At 60.7% G+C, this 14,762-nt stretch carries 15 protein-coding genes, 1 tRNA gene and 1 pseudogene; 12 read left to right on the plus strand and 5 right to left on the minus strand.

What is annotated here, in order from left to right:
• Positions 1–9: 9 nt before the first annotated feature.
• The 4 genes from RS897_RS08825 to RS897_RS08840 all read left to right on the plus strand — a co-directional run bounded on the left by RS897_RS08825 (position 10) and on the right by RS897_RS08840 (position 4,110).
• Positions 10–675 (plus strand): hypothetical protein, encoded by a 666-nt coding sequence (locus RS897_RS08825; RefSeq protein WP_315836190.1) that lies wholly within the window; start codon positions 10–12, stop codon positions 673–675.
• Between the two features lie 60 nt (positions 676–735).
• Positions 736–1,041 (plus strand): hypothetical protein, encoded by a 306-nt coding sequence (locus RS897_RS08830; RefSeq protein ID WP_315836191.1) that lies wholly within the window; start codon positions 736–738, stop codon positions 1,039–1,041.
• Positions 1,042–1,108: 67 nt separating this feature from the next.
• Positions 1,109–2,557, plus strand: coding sequence for a toll/interleukin-1 receptor domain-containing protein (locus RS897_RS08835; protein WP_315836192.1), 1,449 nt, complete (start codon positions 1,109–1,111; stop codon positions 2,555–2,557).
• On the plus strand, positions 2,554–4,110 hold the full coding sequence (locus tag RS897_RS08840) for an argonaute/piwi family protein (RefSeq protein WP_315836193.1): 1,557 nt from the start codon (positions 2,554–2,556) through the stop codon (positions 4,108–4,110). The genes RS897_RS08835 and RS897_RS08840 overlap by 4 nt, the downstream gene beginning before the upstream one ends.
• 19 nt (positions 4,111–4,129) lie before the next feature.
• Here RS897_RS08840 and RS897_RS08845 read toward each other — a convergent pair whose 3' ends face one another.
• Positions 4,130–5,488: a tyrosine-type recombinase/integrase gene (locus RS897_RS08845; RefSeq protein ID WP_315836194.1), complete on the minus strand. Its 1,359-nt coding sequence runs from the start codon at positions 5,486–5,488 to the stop codon at positions 4,130–4,132.
• A gap of 140 nt (positions 5,489–5,628) precedes the next feature.
• On the opposite strand from RS897_RS08845, the gene RS897_RS08850 reads away from it, so the two are divergent.
• Positions 5,629–5,712, plus strand: a tRNA-Arg gene (locus tag RS897_RS08850).
• A 62-nt stretch (positions 5,713–5,774) separates the two neighbouring features.
• On the opposite strand, the gene RS897_RS08855 is transcribed toward RS897_RS08850, so the two are convergent.
• Complete coding sequence (locus RS897_RS08855) at positions 5,775–6,191, minus strand: VOC family protein (protein WP_315836195.1); 417 nt, start codon at positions 6,189–6,191, stop codon at positions 5,775–5,777.
• Between the two features lie 637 nt (positions 6,192–6,828).
• On the opposite strand from RS897_RS08855, the gene RS897_RS08860 reads away from it, so the two are divergent.
• Both RS897_RS08860 and RS897_RS08865 read left to right on the plus strand, forming a co-directional pair.
• Positions 6,829–7,722: an outer membrane protein gene (locus RS897_RS08860; protein ID WP_315836196.1), complete on the plus strand. Its 894-nt coding sequence runs from the start codon at positions 6,829–6,831 to the stop codon at positions 7,720–7,722.
• A 237-nt stretch (positions 7,723–7,959) separates the two neighbouring features.
• A pseudogene (locus tag RS897_RS08865) lies at positions 7,960–8,079 on the plus strand (IS5/IS1182 family transposase); the annotation flags it as partial.
• A 275-nt stretch (positions 8,080–8,354) separates the two neighbouring features.
• On the opposite strand, the gene RS897_RS08870 reads toward RS897_RS08865, so the two are convergent.
• Positions 8,355–8,723 (minus strand): nuclear transport factor 2 family protein, encoded by a 369-nt coding sequence (locus RS897_RS08870; RefSeq protein ID WP_315836197.1) that lies wholly within the window; start codon positions 8,721–8,723, stop codon positions 8,355–8,357.
• A gap of 190 nt (positions 8,724–8,913) precedes the next feature.
• On the opposite strand from RS897_RS08870, the gene RS897_RS08875 reads away from it, so the two are divergent.
• The 3 genes from RS897_RS08875 to fabA all read left to right on the plus strand — a co-directional run bounded on the left by RS897_RS08875 (position 8,914) and on the right by fabA (position 11,758).
• Positions 8,914–9,795, plus strand: coding sequence for a LysR family transcriptional regulator (locus RS897_RS08875; RefSeq protein WP_315836198.1), 882 nt, complete (start codon positions 8,914–8,916; stop codon positions 9,793–9,795).
• A gap of 190 nt (positions 9,796–9,985) precedes the next feature.
• Positions 9,986–11,056: a Cj0069 family protein gene (locus RS897_RS08880; RefSeq protein ID WP_315836199.1), complete on the plus strand. Its 1,071-nt coding sequence runs from the start codon at positions 9,986–9,988 to the stop codon at positions 11,054–11,056.
• A 171-nt stretch (positions 11,057–11,227) separates the two neighbouring features.
• Positions 11,228–11,758 carry a bifunctional 3-hydroxydecanoyl-ACP dehydratase/trans-2-decenoyl-ACP isomerase gene (fabA, locus tag RS897_RS08885; RefSeq protein WP_315836200.1) on the plus strand — a complete coding sequence of 177 codons (531 nt, stop codon included), beginning with the start codon at positions 11,228–11,230 and terminating at the stop codon, positions 11,756–11,758.
• A 172-nt stretch (positions 11,759–11,930) separates the two neighbouring features.
• Here the strand turns inward: fabA and RS897_RS08890 are convergent.
• A protein-coding gene (locus tag RS897_RS08890; protein ID WP_315831865.1) for an IS5 family transposase occupies positions 11,931–12,688 on the minus strand; the annotation gives its coding sequence in 2 pieces (ribosomal slippage) (positions 11,931–12,361 and positions 12,361–12,688; 759 coding nt in all).
• Between the two features lie 489 nt (positions 12,689–13,177).
• Here RS897_RS08890 and RS897_RS08895 point away from each other — a divergent pair.
• Positions 13,178–13,645: an MAPEG family protein gene (locus tag RS897_RS08895; RefSeq protein WP_315836201.1), complete on the plus strand. Its 468-nt coding sequence runs from the start codon at positions 13,178–13,180 to the stop codon at positions 13,643–13,645.
• A 75-nt stretch (positions 13,646–13,720) separates the two neighbouring features.
• Here RS897_RS08895 and RS897_RS08900 read toward each other — a convergent pair whose 3' ends face one another.
• Positions 13,721–14,278: a helix-turn-helix domain-containing protein gene (locus tag RS897_RS08900; RefSeq protein WP_407654454.1), complete on the minus strand. Its 558-nt coding sequence runs from the start codon at positions 14,276–14,278 to the stop codon at positions 13,721–13,723.
• Here RS897_RS08900 and RS897_RS08905 point away from each other — a divergent pair.
• Complete coding sequence (locus tag RS897_RS08905; RefSeq protein WP_315836202.1) at positions 14,258–14,752, plus strand: DUF2938 domain-containing protein; 495 nt, start codon at positions 14,258–14,260, stop codon at positions 14,750–14,752. The two genes, RS897_RS08900 and RS897_RS08905, sit on opposite strands and share 21 nt — an antisense overlap.
• The last annotated feature ends 10 nt before the right edge of the window (positions 14,753–14,762 follow it).

Below are 14,762 nucleotides of genomic sequence, written 5' to 3' on the forward strand. Positions count from 1 at the left end.
CCGAAGCTCTTGGACGAGGCGCTCAAGGGGTCGCTCTGGGCCCGCCAGATCGCTCGTGAGGATGAGGATGTCGCCCCGCTGCACAAGAAGGTGTTTGAAGCGCGGGCCGATCTCATTTGGAAGACCACAACCGCACAGGCGCGGCGTGGGCATTTCGCCATGGGCGTCGGGCTTGAAGCGGGTCTCACTATCGACGCCATGGCCGATGAGCTGGCCGAACTCCTCGACCGGGCAGATGCGGCGTCACTAAGCGGCGACATCGACGAACTTGTCGATGCGCTCGGCGGCCTCGGCGAGCGGCTGCTGTTCATGCGGCCCTTCATCCCAGACAAGGCCAACGCGCTGCCGGCGAATTGGAAGGCCATCCTGCGCAGTTGGGTGTCTGGCGAGGACGTTGCCAAGATCGGACCGCAGAACATGCGGGCCGTTGAGGAGGCCTTCACCTATCGCTTGGTCTGGGCGCTGGAAGCCGTGCGTACCAGGCGGATGTCGCTCGGCTGGTCGCCGGAGGTGGTGGCAGGCGGCGCCGCCGCCGCGGTCGAAACTGGTGTCCCGCAATTCATGATGTCGATGCTGATTCGGGCTGGTCTTCCGTCTCGGCGCGCTGCCATGGCGGCGATCGAGGATGCCAAGCCTGTCTTCGTCACGCCCGCTGAGATGCGGGCCTGGCTCTAGTCTGACGAGATCACGGCCTACACGGATGCCGGCGACTGGCCCACTCCCGACACCGCCGCATTGTGGGCGCGCTTCCGGACCGAAGCTCTCAGCGGCGGCATCCAGAAATGGTCGGTCGAACACTATAAGCGGCTGCTCGACATCGCCGCCGCCCCGCCTGCCGGCCTCTACAGGATCGTCACCGACGAGGGGGACGGGAGGACGTGGTTGGCAACGCCCGACTACCAGCGGGTGGCCGCATTCAAGAAGCCGGCTGTCGATCCCAAGCCCAGCCTTTTCTCAGGCAGGTTGGCCGGCAACACCAGGCTCGTGGAAGCCTTGCGCGTCGGCCGCGGGAAACTGCGTTGGCCGCAGGCCGATGCGTGAAGGAGACCGTAGCCATGCTCTACGCTGGGTTGGAGATCAAAAACGCGCTGTGTTCGCGGATGGACAAATGGCAATCCGCCGTGGGCGCGGCGGCATCTCCACTGCCGTCATTCCAACGGAAGGGCAAACCCAAAAGATGAAACTGGCTGCGCCGACAGAACGAGACCTGATCTTCATCTCCAAGGCGACGCCTGGCGACGACCAGTTCGTGTTGTGGCTCGCGCCGCGTCTCGAAGCCGCGGGTTACAAGGTTTTCGCCGACATTTTCGATCTCGACGCCGGCGACGAATGGCGCGGCAAGCTCACCGCGACCCTTCAGACAAGGGCGATCAAGATGTTGCTGTGCTGCAGCGACGAAACGCTCGGGAGAAGGGGCGTGCGCGAGGAAATTGCCATAGCCGAGGACCTGACAAAGCAGCTCCAGGATCCCAATTTCATCATCCCCCTCAAGGTACGCACATTCCAAAAACTCTTCGGCATCGGCGGCCTTCAGTATGTCGATTTCGAGAGTGGCTGGGCCAAGGGACTGGCGAGCCTGCTCAAGTCGCTTGAAAGGCAGCAGGTGCCGAAGGCTGGCGGCGGGATCATACAGCCCGAATGGTACGCGCATCTGCGCCGGCGCGCCGTGGAGATCGAGACCGCTCCCGAGGTCCTGACATCCAACTGGCTCCGGATCATTCGGATGCCGGACAAGCTCAATCATCTGGTGCCGCGCAACCGGGCCAATGAGGCTTTGCTGCGCAAGCTCGGCGCGTCCTTCGAATACCCGATGGCCGAGTTCGGCGACGGTTTCCTGACCTTCGCCAGCCCGCTCGACCTAACAGAACATTTTGAGCGGGTGGGGCCGTTTCGCGCCGAGCGTGACTTCGATGTTCTCGATCTCCTCGAGAACGGCTCATCGGACGCGGGGATCGAAAGCCGGGATGCCCGATCGATCATGATGAATCTCCTGCGCCAGGCGTGGGAGAAGCATTGCGCTCGCGAAGGGTTTCTTACCCACACCTTCTCGAGTGGCCTGTCCTTCCATGTCGGCGAGGACAAATTGGGTCTCAAGAAGCGTGTCTCATGGGGCCGCCAAGGTCAGAGCCGCAACTCGATGCTGCGCGGCGTCGCCCGCAAGAAGATCTGGGAATATGGCGTCAGCGTTATTCCCAGCCTCTTTCCCTACCCACATATGCGCCTAAAAGGCCGGGTGCTGTTCTCCGACATCGGCGAGCGCAACAAGCCGATTGTCATTCCAGACACGAAAACCCAGTTTCGCCTGCGGCGTTCGATCTGCTCGGCCTGGCGCAACAAGGCCTGGCACGGGCGTGTGATGGCGTTCATGGAGTTGATGGCCGGCGACAGCCCCTATGTCGACCTTGCCGTCGGCTCGGGCGGCAGCATCACGCTCGACGCGATGCCGATCCAGTTCACGGCACCCGTCACCGCGCGCCAGACCGACAAGCTCGGCGAGGATGCGGAAGAAGCCGATTCCACAACGCTCGGCGGCCACTTCGAGGAGGATGACGCTTGATCGAACTTCCCGAAAAGTCCGTTCCGGTCCTCTACATTCCGGAACCACCGCTCGGATTTGGGCATGGGCAGGCTTCGGATCATCCGAAGGACGGTCTCACGCTTTACGGGCCGGCGTCGATGCCCGATCGTGCGCAGATCACGATCGGCGCGATTGGTACAAAACATGGCCTGGACCTCCTGCGCCGCTGGCTCCAGGCGATCGGCAATCCCGTCGCGATTCCGCCTCGCGGCAAGCGCGACAAAGAATTCCGGCTGCATCTGTCCGACTTTCCCGGTCTCGAAGAGGCCTTCGGGATCCGCGCCGATCCGGGCGCCATGATTACATGCGAGATCGATCCGGCGGACATCCGCGCCGCGATTGCGATCGAGAACCATCACGAGGCGGTGGCCGCAACGACCAAGCTGTTCATCGACCCGATCGAGCGTCACGCGAAAAATGAGGAGCGGACAGTTGACGTCTGGATCTTCGTGGTGCCGGAAATCGTGTTCGAAACCTGCCGGCCGGTTGCGGGTCAGCGCCGCAAGGTCGAGCTCCTAAAGGGGGAGTTGTCTAGGCGCCAGAAGGGGCGCGCCGACCTTCCGCTGCTGGCGGGAGTCATTGATGACACGCTTGAAGCGGTGTTCGACGACATCCCCGACTTCCACCGTCAGATCAAGGCCAAACTTTTGAAGCTGGGCATGACCTCCCAGCTCATTCGCGAGACGACGCTTGCCCCCGAGGAATTCGTGAACAAGGCGGGATATCCAAAGCGCGGCACTCAGGATTCCGCCACCGTCGCCTGGAACCTGGCGACGGGCCTGTTCTACAAAACGCAGGCTGAACCCCCGTGGAAGATCGCCGGTATGCGGCCGGGCGTCTGCTACGTCGGCTTGGTCTTCAAACTCCTTCCCAATCATCCCGACAATCACGCTTGCTGTGCGGCTCAGATGTTCCTGAGCGAAGGGGATGGCGTCGTCTTTCGCGGGGCGAACGGACCCTGGCAGACCGAAAATAGAGAATTTCACCTCAGCGATCTGGCGGCTGGAAAGCTGATCAAGACGGTTCTGGACACCTACAAGCAGCGCTTCGGGGTCTATCCGAAAGAGCTGTTCATTCACGGCCGAACCAAGTTCAACGACGCCGAATGGGAGGCCTTCAGCAAGGCCGCGCCTGATGGCACCAATATCGTGGGTGTGCGTATCCAATCGACCCATGGGGAGACCAAGCTCTTCCGCGACGGTGATTATCCGTGCCTGCGCGGCACGGCAATCCAGCTCGGCGACAAAGACGCTTATCTGTGGACCACTGGATATGCGCCGCGCATCGACACTTATATTGGCCCTGAAACGCCGAACCCGCTGTTCGTGACCGTGCTGCGCGCGAGTGGTGAATTTCCGGCCATCGAGACTGTGCTGGCCGACATCCTGGGCCTCACAAAAATCAATTACAACGCCTGCAATTTCAGCGACGGGCTGCCGGTCACCATTCGTTTCGCGGACAAGGTTGGCGAAGTGCTGACCATGGGAAGCGCCGCAGGGGCAGAGCGGCAGCCGTTCAAATTCTACATCTAATGATGGCGGCGGTTGGAAGCTACGCGGCCAGCTGTTGCTTCTCCTCGCCTTCCGCCTCGTCGTCACCGGCTGCCTTGAGAAGGAAGCGAGCGAGTGCGGCCTTCCGGGAGTCGCGGTCGAGCGCGTAGGCGGTCTGCTTGAATTCTTTGCCGTCGAGCAGGCCTGCGATGTACCCCGCGATTGTGTCGGCCGCCATGATGAGCGCGGTGTCGAGCGTGTGGATGTAATTGCTCGTGACAGAACCCTTCGCGTGGCCGACCAAAGCGGCGATTGTCATTTCGGTGAATCCCAGGTCGTTGGCCAGACTCGCGAAGCTGTGCCGCAGAACGTGAGGTGTCACGTCAGAGAGGGGCGAGCCTTTGAATATCTGCTCCCAATGTCGCGGGAGGCCGCCAAAAGCATTGTCCTCGCCATAGCCCGGGATGACGTATGTGCCGGTGGACGTCTCCCGCCGCTCTTCCATAAGCTCCACGACGGGCAAGCCGACGGGGCGAACGGACATCCCTTCCTTGCTGGCGATCAGGCGAAGGCAACTTCCCTCGGCGTCCACCTCCGCCCACTGCAATCCGACGATTTCGCTCCGTCGGCAGCCGGTTAAAGCGATCAGCCTGATAATGTCGATGCTTGGCGCGAACTTGTCGTCCTCCTGGGCCTTTCGAAGCATATCGCCCAACGTCCGGTACTCAGCTTCGGTCAGGCGGCGCGTGCGGACGGCGTCTTTCGGTTTCCGAACGCCATGAGCGGGGTTGTTGCTGATAATCCCGGACTCGATCGCGTAAGTAAGAATCCCGCCCAGCAATGAAACGGTTCGCGCGGCGGTTCCGGCTCCTCCCCGCACAATCGCTTTCCCGCGCAGCTTCCCGGTTTTTTCGGACATCCGCGTCTTACCAACGATTACGTCGTTCATCATCTTTATGACGTCGGCCTTGGTAAGATCCTTGACGCGACGCGTGCCGACGAGCGGGATGATATGGCGGTTGATGCGACCGGTATCGGTGGCAATCGTATGCGACTTCTTGGAACGCCCGCCCTTTCCCCGGATAAGGCCGGCGTTCATGTCATTGACGTAGAGCGTACAAAGCTCCCTGACCGTGATGGCTTTGTGATCGAGCTGGCGCTCCTCGGCAGGATTGTCTCCCTGCGCCACTCGGCCGAGCTGGACCTTGGCTTCCTGTCTCGCGCTTTCCGCGGTCCAAACGCCGTGCAAGCCGATCGTGAAGCGACGGGAGCGGCCGAGCGCTCGGTACTGGAGGACGTAGCTGCGCTTTCCCGATGCGAAGACACGCAAGCCAAAGCCTGGTAGCTCGTCATCCCAGATGACGTAGTCCTTCTCTCGGGACTCGGCTGCATCGACGAGGCGCTTAGTGAGCTTAGCCATGGGACTTCTCCCGTCCGAACGCTTGATTTCGCGTAAGCACCACGTAAGCAGTGGGGCGCAAATCGGAGCGTGTTCTAGGATAAGCCGGGCGAGGCCGAATTTCAAATTGTTTAGTGATTACAGTAGTATAGAGCATCGGGGCAAACCCTGTCGACAAGCGTCGTAAGCAGGAGTACTTCCTCCGAAGGCAAAGGTCACACGTTCGAATCGTGTCGGGTGCGCCATTCTACGCCAGAGCACGTCACGACGCGTTGGAGCAACCCGCCTCTTGGCGCAGCGGCGGCGGCTAGGGACTGGTTTCGCAGCGGTGCGTCGACCTGCGCTGGATCAGGTCCCATCGGTTGCCACAGAGATCTTCGAAAACCGCGACGACGCCATAAGCTTCTTGCCGTGGCTCCTCGATGAATCGCACGCCGGCCGCGATCATGCGCGCATGATCGCGATCGAAATCATCCGTCTCCAGGAACAGGAAGACCCGCCCCCCGGTCTGGTCACCAATGCGTGCCACCTGAGCCGGACCGTCAGCCCGCGCCAATAGCAGGCCGGAGCCGGCACCGCCCGGTGGGCGCACGACCACCCAACGTTTGCCGCCGCCGAGCGGCGTGTCCTCGCAGAGATCGAAATCCAGGGCCCCGGTGAAGAAGGCGATCGCCTCGTCATAGTCCGCAACCACGAGGCTGATGAGGGAAAGATGCTGATTCATAGCTCACACCAAGCCGAATGAGACAAGCTGCCCGTCAATCGCGGAGTGTCGCAACTTTACCGACAGGAGCGCGTGGCGGGCTGCCGTATCATAGCGCTACTACGAAGCAATAGTGCGAATCTTCATCGGCCGTGGCACCCCATTCCGGTATTTCGCTGTTGCCGCAAAATCGGCCGGTTTTTCGATTGACCCAGTCAAGTTGTCGAATTGAGTGCACTGTCACTGTAATAGCCTCTTGCACCCGTTCGCCCGATGCTATCCCAAGGTGAAGTAAGATTGCGGGCCGCGCGTCAACCCTTCTGTTGAAGTCCGCCCGATACCTCCTGGTCACCGCTTTTCTCCAAACGTCGTTAAAGTGCATCCCGGAACACCGCATCGATTTCCGCAGCCCAATGGCGCCGAACACTCTCGTTTACGGGAATCAGCGGTGACGGCCCGTAACTGAATAGATCCTGACCAACTGCAGCTCAGCGCTACAGCACCCAATCGGGACAAGATGCAATTCGGCAACATTGCGCGGAAAACCGATCGCGGCAAGCAGGCTCCGATCCAAACTCAGCCGAACGGTGGATGCGCCGAGATTCTTGCTACGCTCTGCTTGCGAAATGCAAATTGAAAAAGCAACTGGAGCATAGAAATGCGTTTCAAAACTGTGAGGTTGGCGGCTGTTTTGTTCAGCTTTGGTGTCGCGTCGAGCGCTTCGGCCGCCGACATGGCCGTGAAGGCGCGGCCGACTGCTATCGCCCCCTTGCCGTCGTGGACCGGGTTCTACGCTGGCTTGAACGCCGGTGGTGCGTTCGACCATGGTTCGCTCGCAACAACGGGAACGCCGGTTTCGTTCAACCCCGCTGGTTTGAACATCGGCGCACCGGCGACGGCGAACGCTCTTGCCGCAGTGCTCGCATCGAATCCTTCCCGTTCGACCGGCATGTTCATCGGCGGCGGCCAGTTCGGCTATAATTTCCAATTTGCGCCAACCTTCGTCCTGGGTTTTGAGACAGACATCCAGGCCCTTGCAGGCTCCGGCGGAGACTCCAACTTTTCCACGACCTCGTCCTTTGCACCCTTCGGTTTTCCGGCGAATAGCTATTCATCGTCAGCCTCGTTCACGCAGCGCCTCGATTATTTAGGGACGGTGCGCGGGCGCATCGGTTATCTCGCCACGCCGAGTCTTCTGACTTACGCCACTGGCGGTCTCGCCTACGGCGGCGCGCATGTCAGCTCCTCATACAGCATTCAACAGACGTTCCCGGGATGGAACACGAGTCTCGTGCCACCGATTTTCGGCGGGGCAAGCGCGTCAAATACCGCTGTCGGCTGGACGGTAGGCGGCGGCCTCGAATGGATGTTCGGGTCTAACTGGAGCGCCAAGTTCGAATACCTCTATTATGACCTTGGCTCGGTTACAGCGACGGCTCCGCTCACTCAAAACATCAACGTCAGCACGCCTTGGGCTACCGCGCTTGCACAGACGAGCGCACGCTTCAACGGCTCAATCGCCCGCGTCGGCGTGAACTATCACTTCAACTGACTAGAGCGTTTTCGAGCGAAGTGGATACCGGTTCGCGTGAAGAAAACGCGTCAAAACAAGAATCTAGAGCTCCGTTCCGATTCCATCGGAACGGAAACAGCTCTAGGCTCATGATCCATCAATTCTTTTGCGACTTGATTGATCGACTGATTCATTGGCGACGCGAGGAGGCGTTGCCAATGGCTGATTTGTTTTTGCTCTCAGAGGTGTAGATGCGCCGCGCACAGCCGCCAGTCTGTTAAAAAAGGCGCTGTTCCCCGACGTATCGGGCGCACCAAAGGCGGCCTGAACTCAAAACTTCACGCCGTGTGCGATGGCCACGGACGTCCGCTGATCATGTTGCTGAGCGAAGGTCAAGATCCTCCTGGATAGCTCACAATCATAAGGCAATTTCAATACTATACGAGTTCGCAGTTTTATTCTGAATGGTGCGCCACTTCGGTACGAAACTGCGAATGCCAGCGGCCGTCGATTCTACGCCCGCAGCAGCGACAAGTGTCCGTAGCAGTTCGGTTTTCATGCCAAGGATGCGAATCTCGCCGCCACTGGCGACCTCAACGCGCTCGGCAACGGCCCGCAATGGGTAACCTGCCAGACGGGTGATTCAATTTCATATTGCGGCGCTGAAGCCGTTACGGTTTCGACGTCATCACCTTCTGCACGATTGTCCAGGTTCCGTTGACCTTCAAGCACGACAACAGGTCCGTGACGTGCCGCGGCGGTATCTGCAATTTCAGCTTCAGAAGCGCGAGGTCTCTCTCGACGTCGATGGACAGGATCTGGTCGTCACGCTCCGCTCCCTGTTGTTTTGGAGCTTTCGTGCTGCGGACGACGGCCAGCCACGTCGCAACCGGCGTCACGCCGATGTCGCCGTCGTCGGCGATTTTCGTCACGGAGCTCGCGGGATGAAAGATGGATGCAAATTTCCCGGCATCCATGTCATAGGCGGCGTCGAAGTAGGTCTGCGCCAGCGCGCGCAAAGCGTGAACATCAGTATCCATATTAGCATCCATGGGCCACCTCGCCGTTACGTCCAACCACTCCCGACACGTGGCAAGCCCGCGCCGAGCACCAGATAGGCGAAGCGTGGGAACGTCGCTTCGCGTCATCCCGTCGATCAAGCTAGGACACGGGCACTTATGAGACTAGACATCTTGCGTGAGATAGAGTCATGAGCAATATTCATGAACCATGGGACACGAACTGAACGAACTCGCTGCATTTGCAATTGTCGCCAGTGAGCGAAGCTTTACACGTGCCGCAGCGAGGCTGGGCGTCTCCCAGTCCGCCCTGAGCCACACGATCCGCAGACTCGAGCAGCGCCTTGCGCTGCAGCTTCTTGCCCGGACGACCAAGAGTGTCGCGCCAACCGCTGCGGGCGCAGCTCTTTTGCAAGACCTGTCTCCGGCGCTTGAGCAAATTACGCGTGCGCTTAACAAAGCCCAAAGCGTTCGCCACCGACCTGCGGGACGCCTTCGACTCATCGTGTCACGATCGGCTGCGGAGATGGTGTTGTTGCCGAGGCTCGCAGCATTCACTGAGGCTTACCCTGACGTCGTTCTTGACGTTGTCACCGTCACGGGTCCCGTCGACATCGTCGCCGGCGAGTTCGATGCGGGTATTCAACTCGGCGAGTATGTTCAAAAGGATATGATTGCGGTGCGCGTCACGCGGGCGTTGCGTTTGGCGGTGGTGGGATCGCCCGGCTATTTTGCGTCACGCAGCATTCCTCGCAAGCCCAGGGATCTGAACGATCATCGATGTCTCAACCTGCGTCTTCCGAGCGGTCCGTATCGGTGGGAGTTCGAGCAGGGACGCAAGGCCATCACAATCGGCGTGACCGGCCCGCTCATCATCGACGATACCGACCTGGTGATTCAGGCGGCGCTCACCGGAGCCGGCCTTGGGCTCGCCTATGAAGAGCAGGTGGCGGAGCATGTTGCCGAGCACCGCCTCATTCGCGTGCTGGAGGACTGGACGCCCCCCATTCCCGGCTTCTTCATGTATTACCCCAGTCGCCGGCATCAGCCGGCCGCGCTGACTGCGCTCGTCAACGCGCTGCGATGCTCTTAAAAGAGCCGGAACGTCTACAAGGGACGCGCCAAAGGCCGGAGGCCACGCGTTCGAGGCTGCAGACGCCGACCGCGGTCTTGAAACGTGCGTGCGACGTGGGGTAAAGTCCTGCCGTGGGGACATGCAGACTCCCCGTCAGACGCCTCGGTCCAAGCTCTGCGCGACACGCGATCCGTCGTGGAGTTTGCGCATGGACACCGAACATCACGCCCCCCTCCGATATACCGTAGCCATCCTTTCGCGCGGAGACGCCGCCGCACGTCGGGATGCGACCCCGCAAAACAGTCGCTTCGTCCGCGTCTTCGAAGCACTTGCCGCCATCGGCATCGACGCGCGCCCGGCGATCTATGACGAAAGCTTCGCCGACGCGGTCTGCGATCAGCTGCTCGCAGTCGACGGCGTGCTCGTCTGGGTCGACCCGATCCACCAGGGACGGACGCGCGAGGCCCTCGATCCCCTGCTTCGCGACATAGCCGCGCGAGGCCCATGGGTGAGCGCACATCCCGACGTCATCCTGAAGATCGGCGTCAAGGACGTGCTCTATCGCACGCGCCATTTGGGCTGGGGCGCCGATGTGCATCGTTACGACAGTGCCGCGGCCTTCCGCGCCGAATTCCCGTCACGCCTGCTGGCGGACAGCCCGCGCGTGCTGAAACAGAATCGCGGCAATGGAGGCCAGGGTGTCTGGAAGATCGAGGCCTTGTCGCACGCAGAAACCATGGTCCGGGTGCTCCATGCGCAACGCGGCAGCCGGCCCGAGGATATACCGTTCGACGTCCTCGTCGCCCGCTGCGAACCATATTTCGGCTGGGGCGGCTGCATCATCGATCAGGCGTTTCAACCCCGCCTGCCCGACGGGATGATCCGCTGCTACATGAGCGGGTCCCACGTCGCGGGGTTCGGGCATCAACTGATCAAAGCCCTGATCCCGCCGCCGCCGGAAGGCCCGGACTCGCCCGCGGCGCAACCGGGCCCGCGGATCATGCACGGCCCGGACGCCCGGCAGTTCCAAGCCCTTCGGAGGCTCATGGAGAATGAATGGACGCCGCAGATGATGGCGACACTGGGCCTCGATGAGCCGTCGCTACCGGTCATCTGGGACGCGGACTTCCTTTACGGAACACGGGATGCGGCCGGCGCGGACACGTACGTTCTGTGCGAAATCAATGCGAGCTCCTGCTTCGCGATCCCGGACGACGCCCCGGCGGCGATCGCACGAACGGTGAAGCGCCGCCTTCTGCAGATTCCGGCGGCGGGATGATTTTCACGCAAGGGGGACCTTGACGTCGCCGCAGGCGTGAGGCGGCCCGCGCGCAGCACGGCCGGACCAGGCGTTGCCCCCCAAGGGCAAAGATCATAGGTTCGCGCCATGCCGGGCGCGCGCCATTCCATTAACGTGCAGCCGCCGCTCGCCAACATCGTTTGAGGTGATATGGCCGACCCGCGCGACTTTCACATTCCGCAATCGTCCTACAGCAAGGAAGACCTGCTCAAATCCAGCGAGGGCGGCTATTTCGGCCCCGGCAATGCCCAGCTGCCCGCACCGCCCATGCTGATGATGGACCGCATCGTCGAGATCAGCGTGGACGGCGGCGACTTCGGCAAGGGCCATGTGGTTGGCGAGCTGGATATCAGGCCAGACCTCTGGTTTTTCGATTGCCTCTTTCTCGGCGACCCGGTGATGCCGGGATGCCTCGGCCTGGACGCCATGTGGCAGATCATCGGCTATTGGCTGGGATGGTCGGGCTCATCCGGCAAGGGACGCGCCATCGGCGTCGGCGAGGTCACGTTCCGCGGCGGCATCACCCCGGATGTCAAACTGGTGCGCTATGAGATCAGCATGCGCCAGGTCAGGCGCGGCAAACTCGCACTTGGCATTGCCAACGGCCGCGTCTTTGCCGACGGCACCTGCGTCTATACCGCCAGGGATATGCGCGTCGGACTGATCGTGGCCACGGGCTAGTGTCCCGAATTCGAAGTTCGCATCATTTACCGCACCCCTGAACGAACTTCGAATTCGAAAAGGACACTAGCAACTTTATGATTCTAGTGTGCTTTATGAACGCGAAGCTCCTGAAAGAGCTAGCCGCATAATCACAGGAACTTCGCGTTCAGCACACTAGGGTCCAGACTCATTAGATCCACCATACAAGAGCGGCGGCGAGGCAGACAGATGCCAAGTAGTTGCGGGCCAGCTTATCGTATCGGGTTGCGATGCGCCTGAAGTCCTTCAGTCTGCTGAAAGCGCTCTCGATACGCCAGCGCAGCTTGTAGAGGCGCTTGTTGAAGCTGAAAGGTTGCTTCCTGTTGCGGCGGTTTGGGATAACCGGCTTGGTCCCGCGCGCGTGCAATTCCTCGCGCAATTCGGCGCTGTCGTAAGCCTTGTCGCCGAGCATGCACTCCGGCGGCATCACCCTGTGGATCAGTCGTTCCGCGACCGGGCAGTCATGCGCTTCACCTCCGGTCAGCAGAATGGCGATCAGGCGCCCCTTAGCATCTGCGAGTGCGTGGATCTTCGTGTTGCGCCCTCCGCGCGAGCGGCCAATAGCCTGATTGTGCTCCCCCTTTTTCCGCCCGCTGCCGAGCGATGTGCTTTGACATGGGTTGAGTCGATCATTTGCGTGTCCGTGGCGCGGCCCCGGCCGGCAAGCTCTCGGAACAGATTTTCCCAGACCCCACGTCGTGCCCAGCGCACAAAGCGATTGTAAATCGTCGTCGGAGGACCATATTCGGGCGGGCAATCGCACCAGCGGCAGCCGCTTCTCAGCACATGAATGATGCCGCTGATGACCCGACGATCATCCGCGCGCTCTACGCCGCGGACATCCGTCGGAAGGTGAGGTTCAATCCGTCCCCACTGTTCGTCGCTCAACCAAAATAGATTCTTGCGCACGATCCCAAACCCTTCCAAAAGCGAATCAGGATCGTATTGTCTCTGCTGAGAAATTAATGAGTTCTAACCCTAGTACCCCCTTTTCTTGGAACGTGAGTCGCGATTCAAGGTCAGGATGATTCTGCTAGCAAGAGAAGCCCCTTCTTCCGCAGAGGATCGCGTATCACTCAGCTCTGATTCCGGGTACTAGTGTCCCGAATCCGAAGTTCGCATCACCCAACCGCATCTTCGGAGCGAACTTCGGATTCGATAGGGACACTAGCAAATATATGATTCTAGTGTGGTCTTTGGTTCAGAAGTTCGCTCGAAGGACTCGCGGCAACGGTGGAGCGAACTTCTGAACCACCACACTAGGGCGTGGGCTTATTTGTATTGATGCGCGTCTGACGAACGCCAGATAGTTTGGCCGCGAGTTTATCGTATCCAGCCGCGACGCGCCTGCACCGCTTAACTTGTTGAAGAATCGCTCGACCACAAAGGCAAGTGCTTATGGAAAAACTCAGCTTTCAAAATCCGCTATTTAATATCTACGCGCTCGCTGCCTGCATCATGATTCTCAAAGCCGTGATGATGTCATGGCTGACCGTTGTTCGAATGATGCAGGTTAACGGTGGGTTTCGCTCCCCGGAGGACATCAAGAAGACGATCCTCAATCCAAACCCGAGCGCTGAACAACTCGCACCAAATGAACATGTGGATCGCGTACGGCGAATTCAGCTGAACGATCTTGAAAATCTGCCGTTCTTCCTGATCGCTGGATTTCTCTTCATCTTGACCGAGCCATCAACAACGCTCGCCCGATGGTTGCTGTACGGCTATGTCGTCTCGCGGCTATTACATTTCGCTGCCTATTTCACAGCAAGAACTCACGATACACGCGCAATGCTCTGGACCGTGGGCTCTTTGATCTTGATCTTTATGAGTTGCTGGACGCTCCTTGTTGCCTTGCGTTCATGACGGCCGCAGCTTTCGGGCACGGCGGACTCCGGCAAGCTGTCAGTCCCGCAGATTTATGAGTTCACGGCCTGCAGGTCACAGGACCAGACGAACCGGCCGGGACTTCACCGCCTTGCCCGATCGCCGCAGAACCGCGGCGCCAGCGGCGCGCAGCATGCGGCGAAAGGTCGGGCATTCCATGTGGCTCGGCGCAGGGCAAGCGGCGGCATGGCGCAGACCGTCGCGCATCGCGATGAGACGGCGAATGGTGTGGTCCAGTTCATCCGCCTTGGCCGACAGCCGGGCGCGGTCAATCTGGGGACGACCATCCGTGGCAAACATCAGCGCGATCTCCTCCAGCGAAAATCCCGCCGTGCGCCCCAGCGCAATCAGCGACAGCCGCTCCAGAACGCCTGAAACGAACAGCCGCCGCAGGCCGCGCCGGCCGACCGACACGATCAATCCCTTCTCCTCATAGAAACGCAGTGTCGAGGCCGGCACGCCCGAGCGCGCCGCGACCTCGGCGATGTCGAGAATTTTCAGGCCGCCTTTTTCATGGTTGACCTCAAGTTTACTTGAACTTGTAGTCTGCCGGTATTCGCTGCGCGGCTCAAGCAAATCCGGAGGTTCGCGATGAAGACCATCCTCATCCATGCCGTCATCATCGGCATCGGAGCCACGGCCGTGATGGATATCTGGACGCTGACCCAACAACGCGTATTCGGCGTGCCCGTGCTGGACTATGCCATGGTCGGCCGCTGGATCGGCCATCTCCGGCGCGGCCACGTCCGTCACGACAGCATCGCCACTGCCGCGCCGATTGCCGGCGAAGGGCTCATCGGCTGGACAGCGCACTACGCGATCGGCATCGCCTTCGCCGGCCTCTTGCTCGGGATATGGGGCGTGAGCTGGGCGCGGACTCCGTCACTCGTGCCCGCGCTGATCGTCGGCCTCGGCACCGTCGCCGCGCCGTTTCTCATCTTGCAACCGGCCCTCGGCGCGGATTTCGCCGCGTCGCGAACGCCTCGCCCGAATCTCGCGCGGCTCAGGAGCCTCATCACCCACGTCGTTTTCGGGATCGGCCTGTTTGTCGCGGCGGAGGCATGGTCGCGGCTGAACGGACACTGAGCGCCCGCGC

Source organism: Bradyrhizobium prioriisuperbiae, from assembly GCF_032397745.1.
Classification (GTDB): domain Bacteria; phylum Pseudomonadota; class Alphaproteobacteria; order Rhizobiales; family Xanthobacteraceae; genus Bradyrhizobium_A; species Bradyrhizobium_A prioriisuperbiae.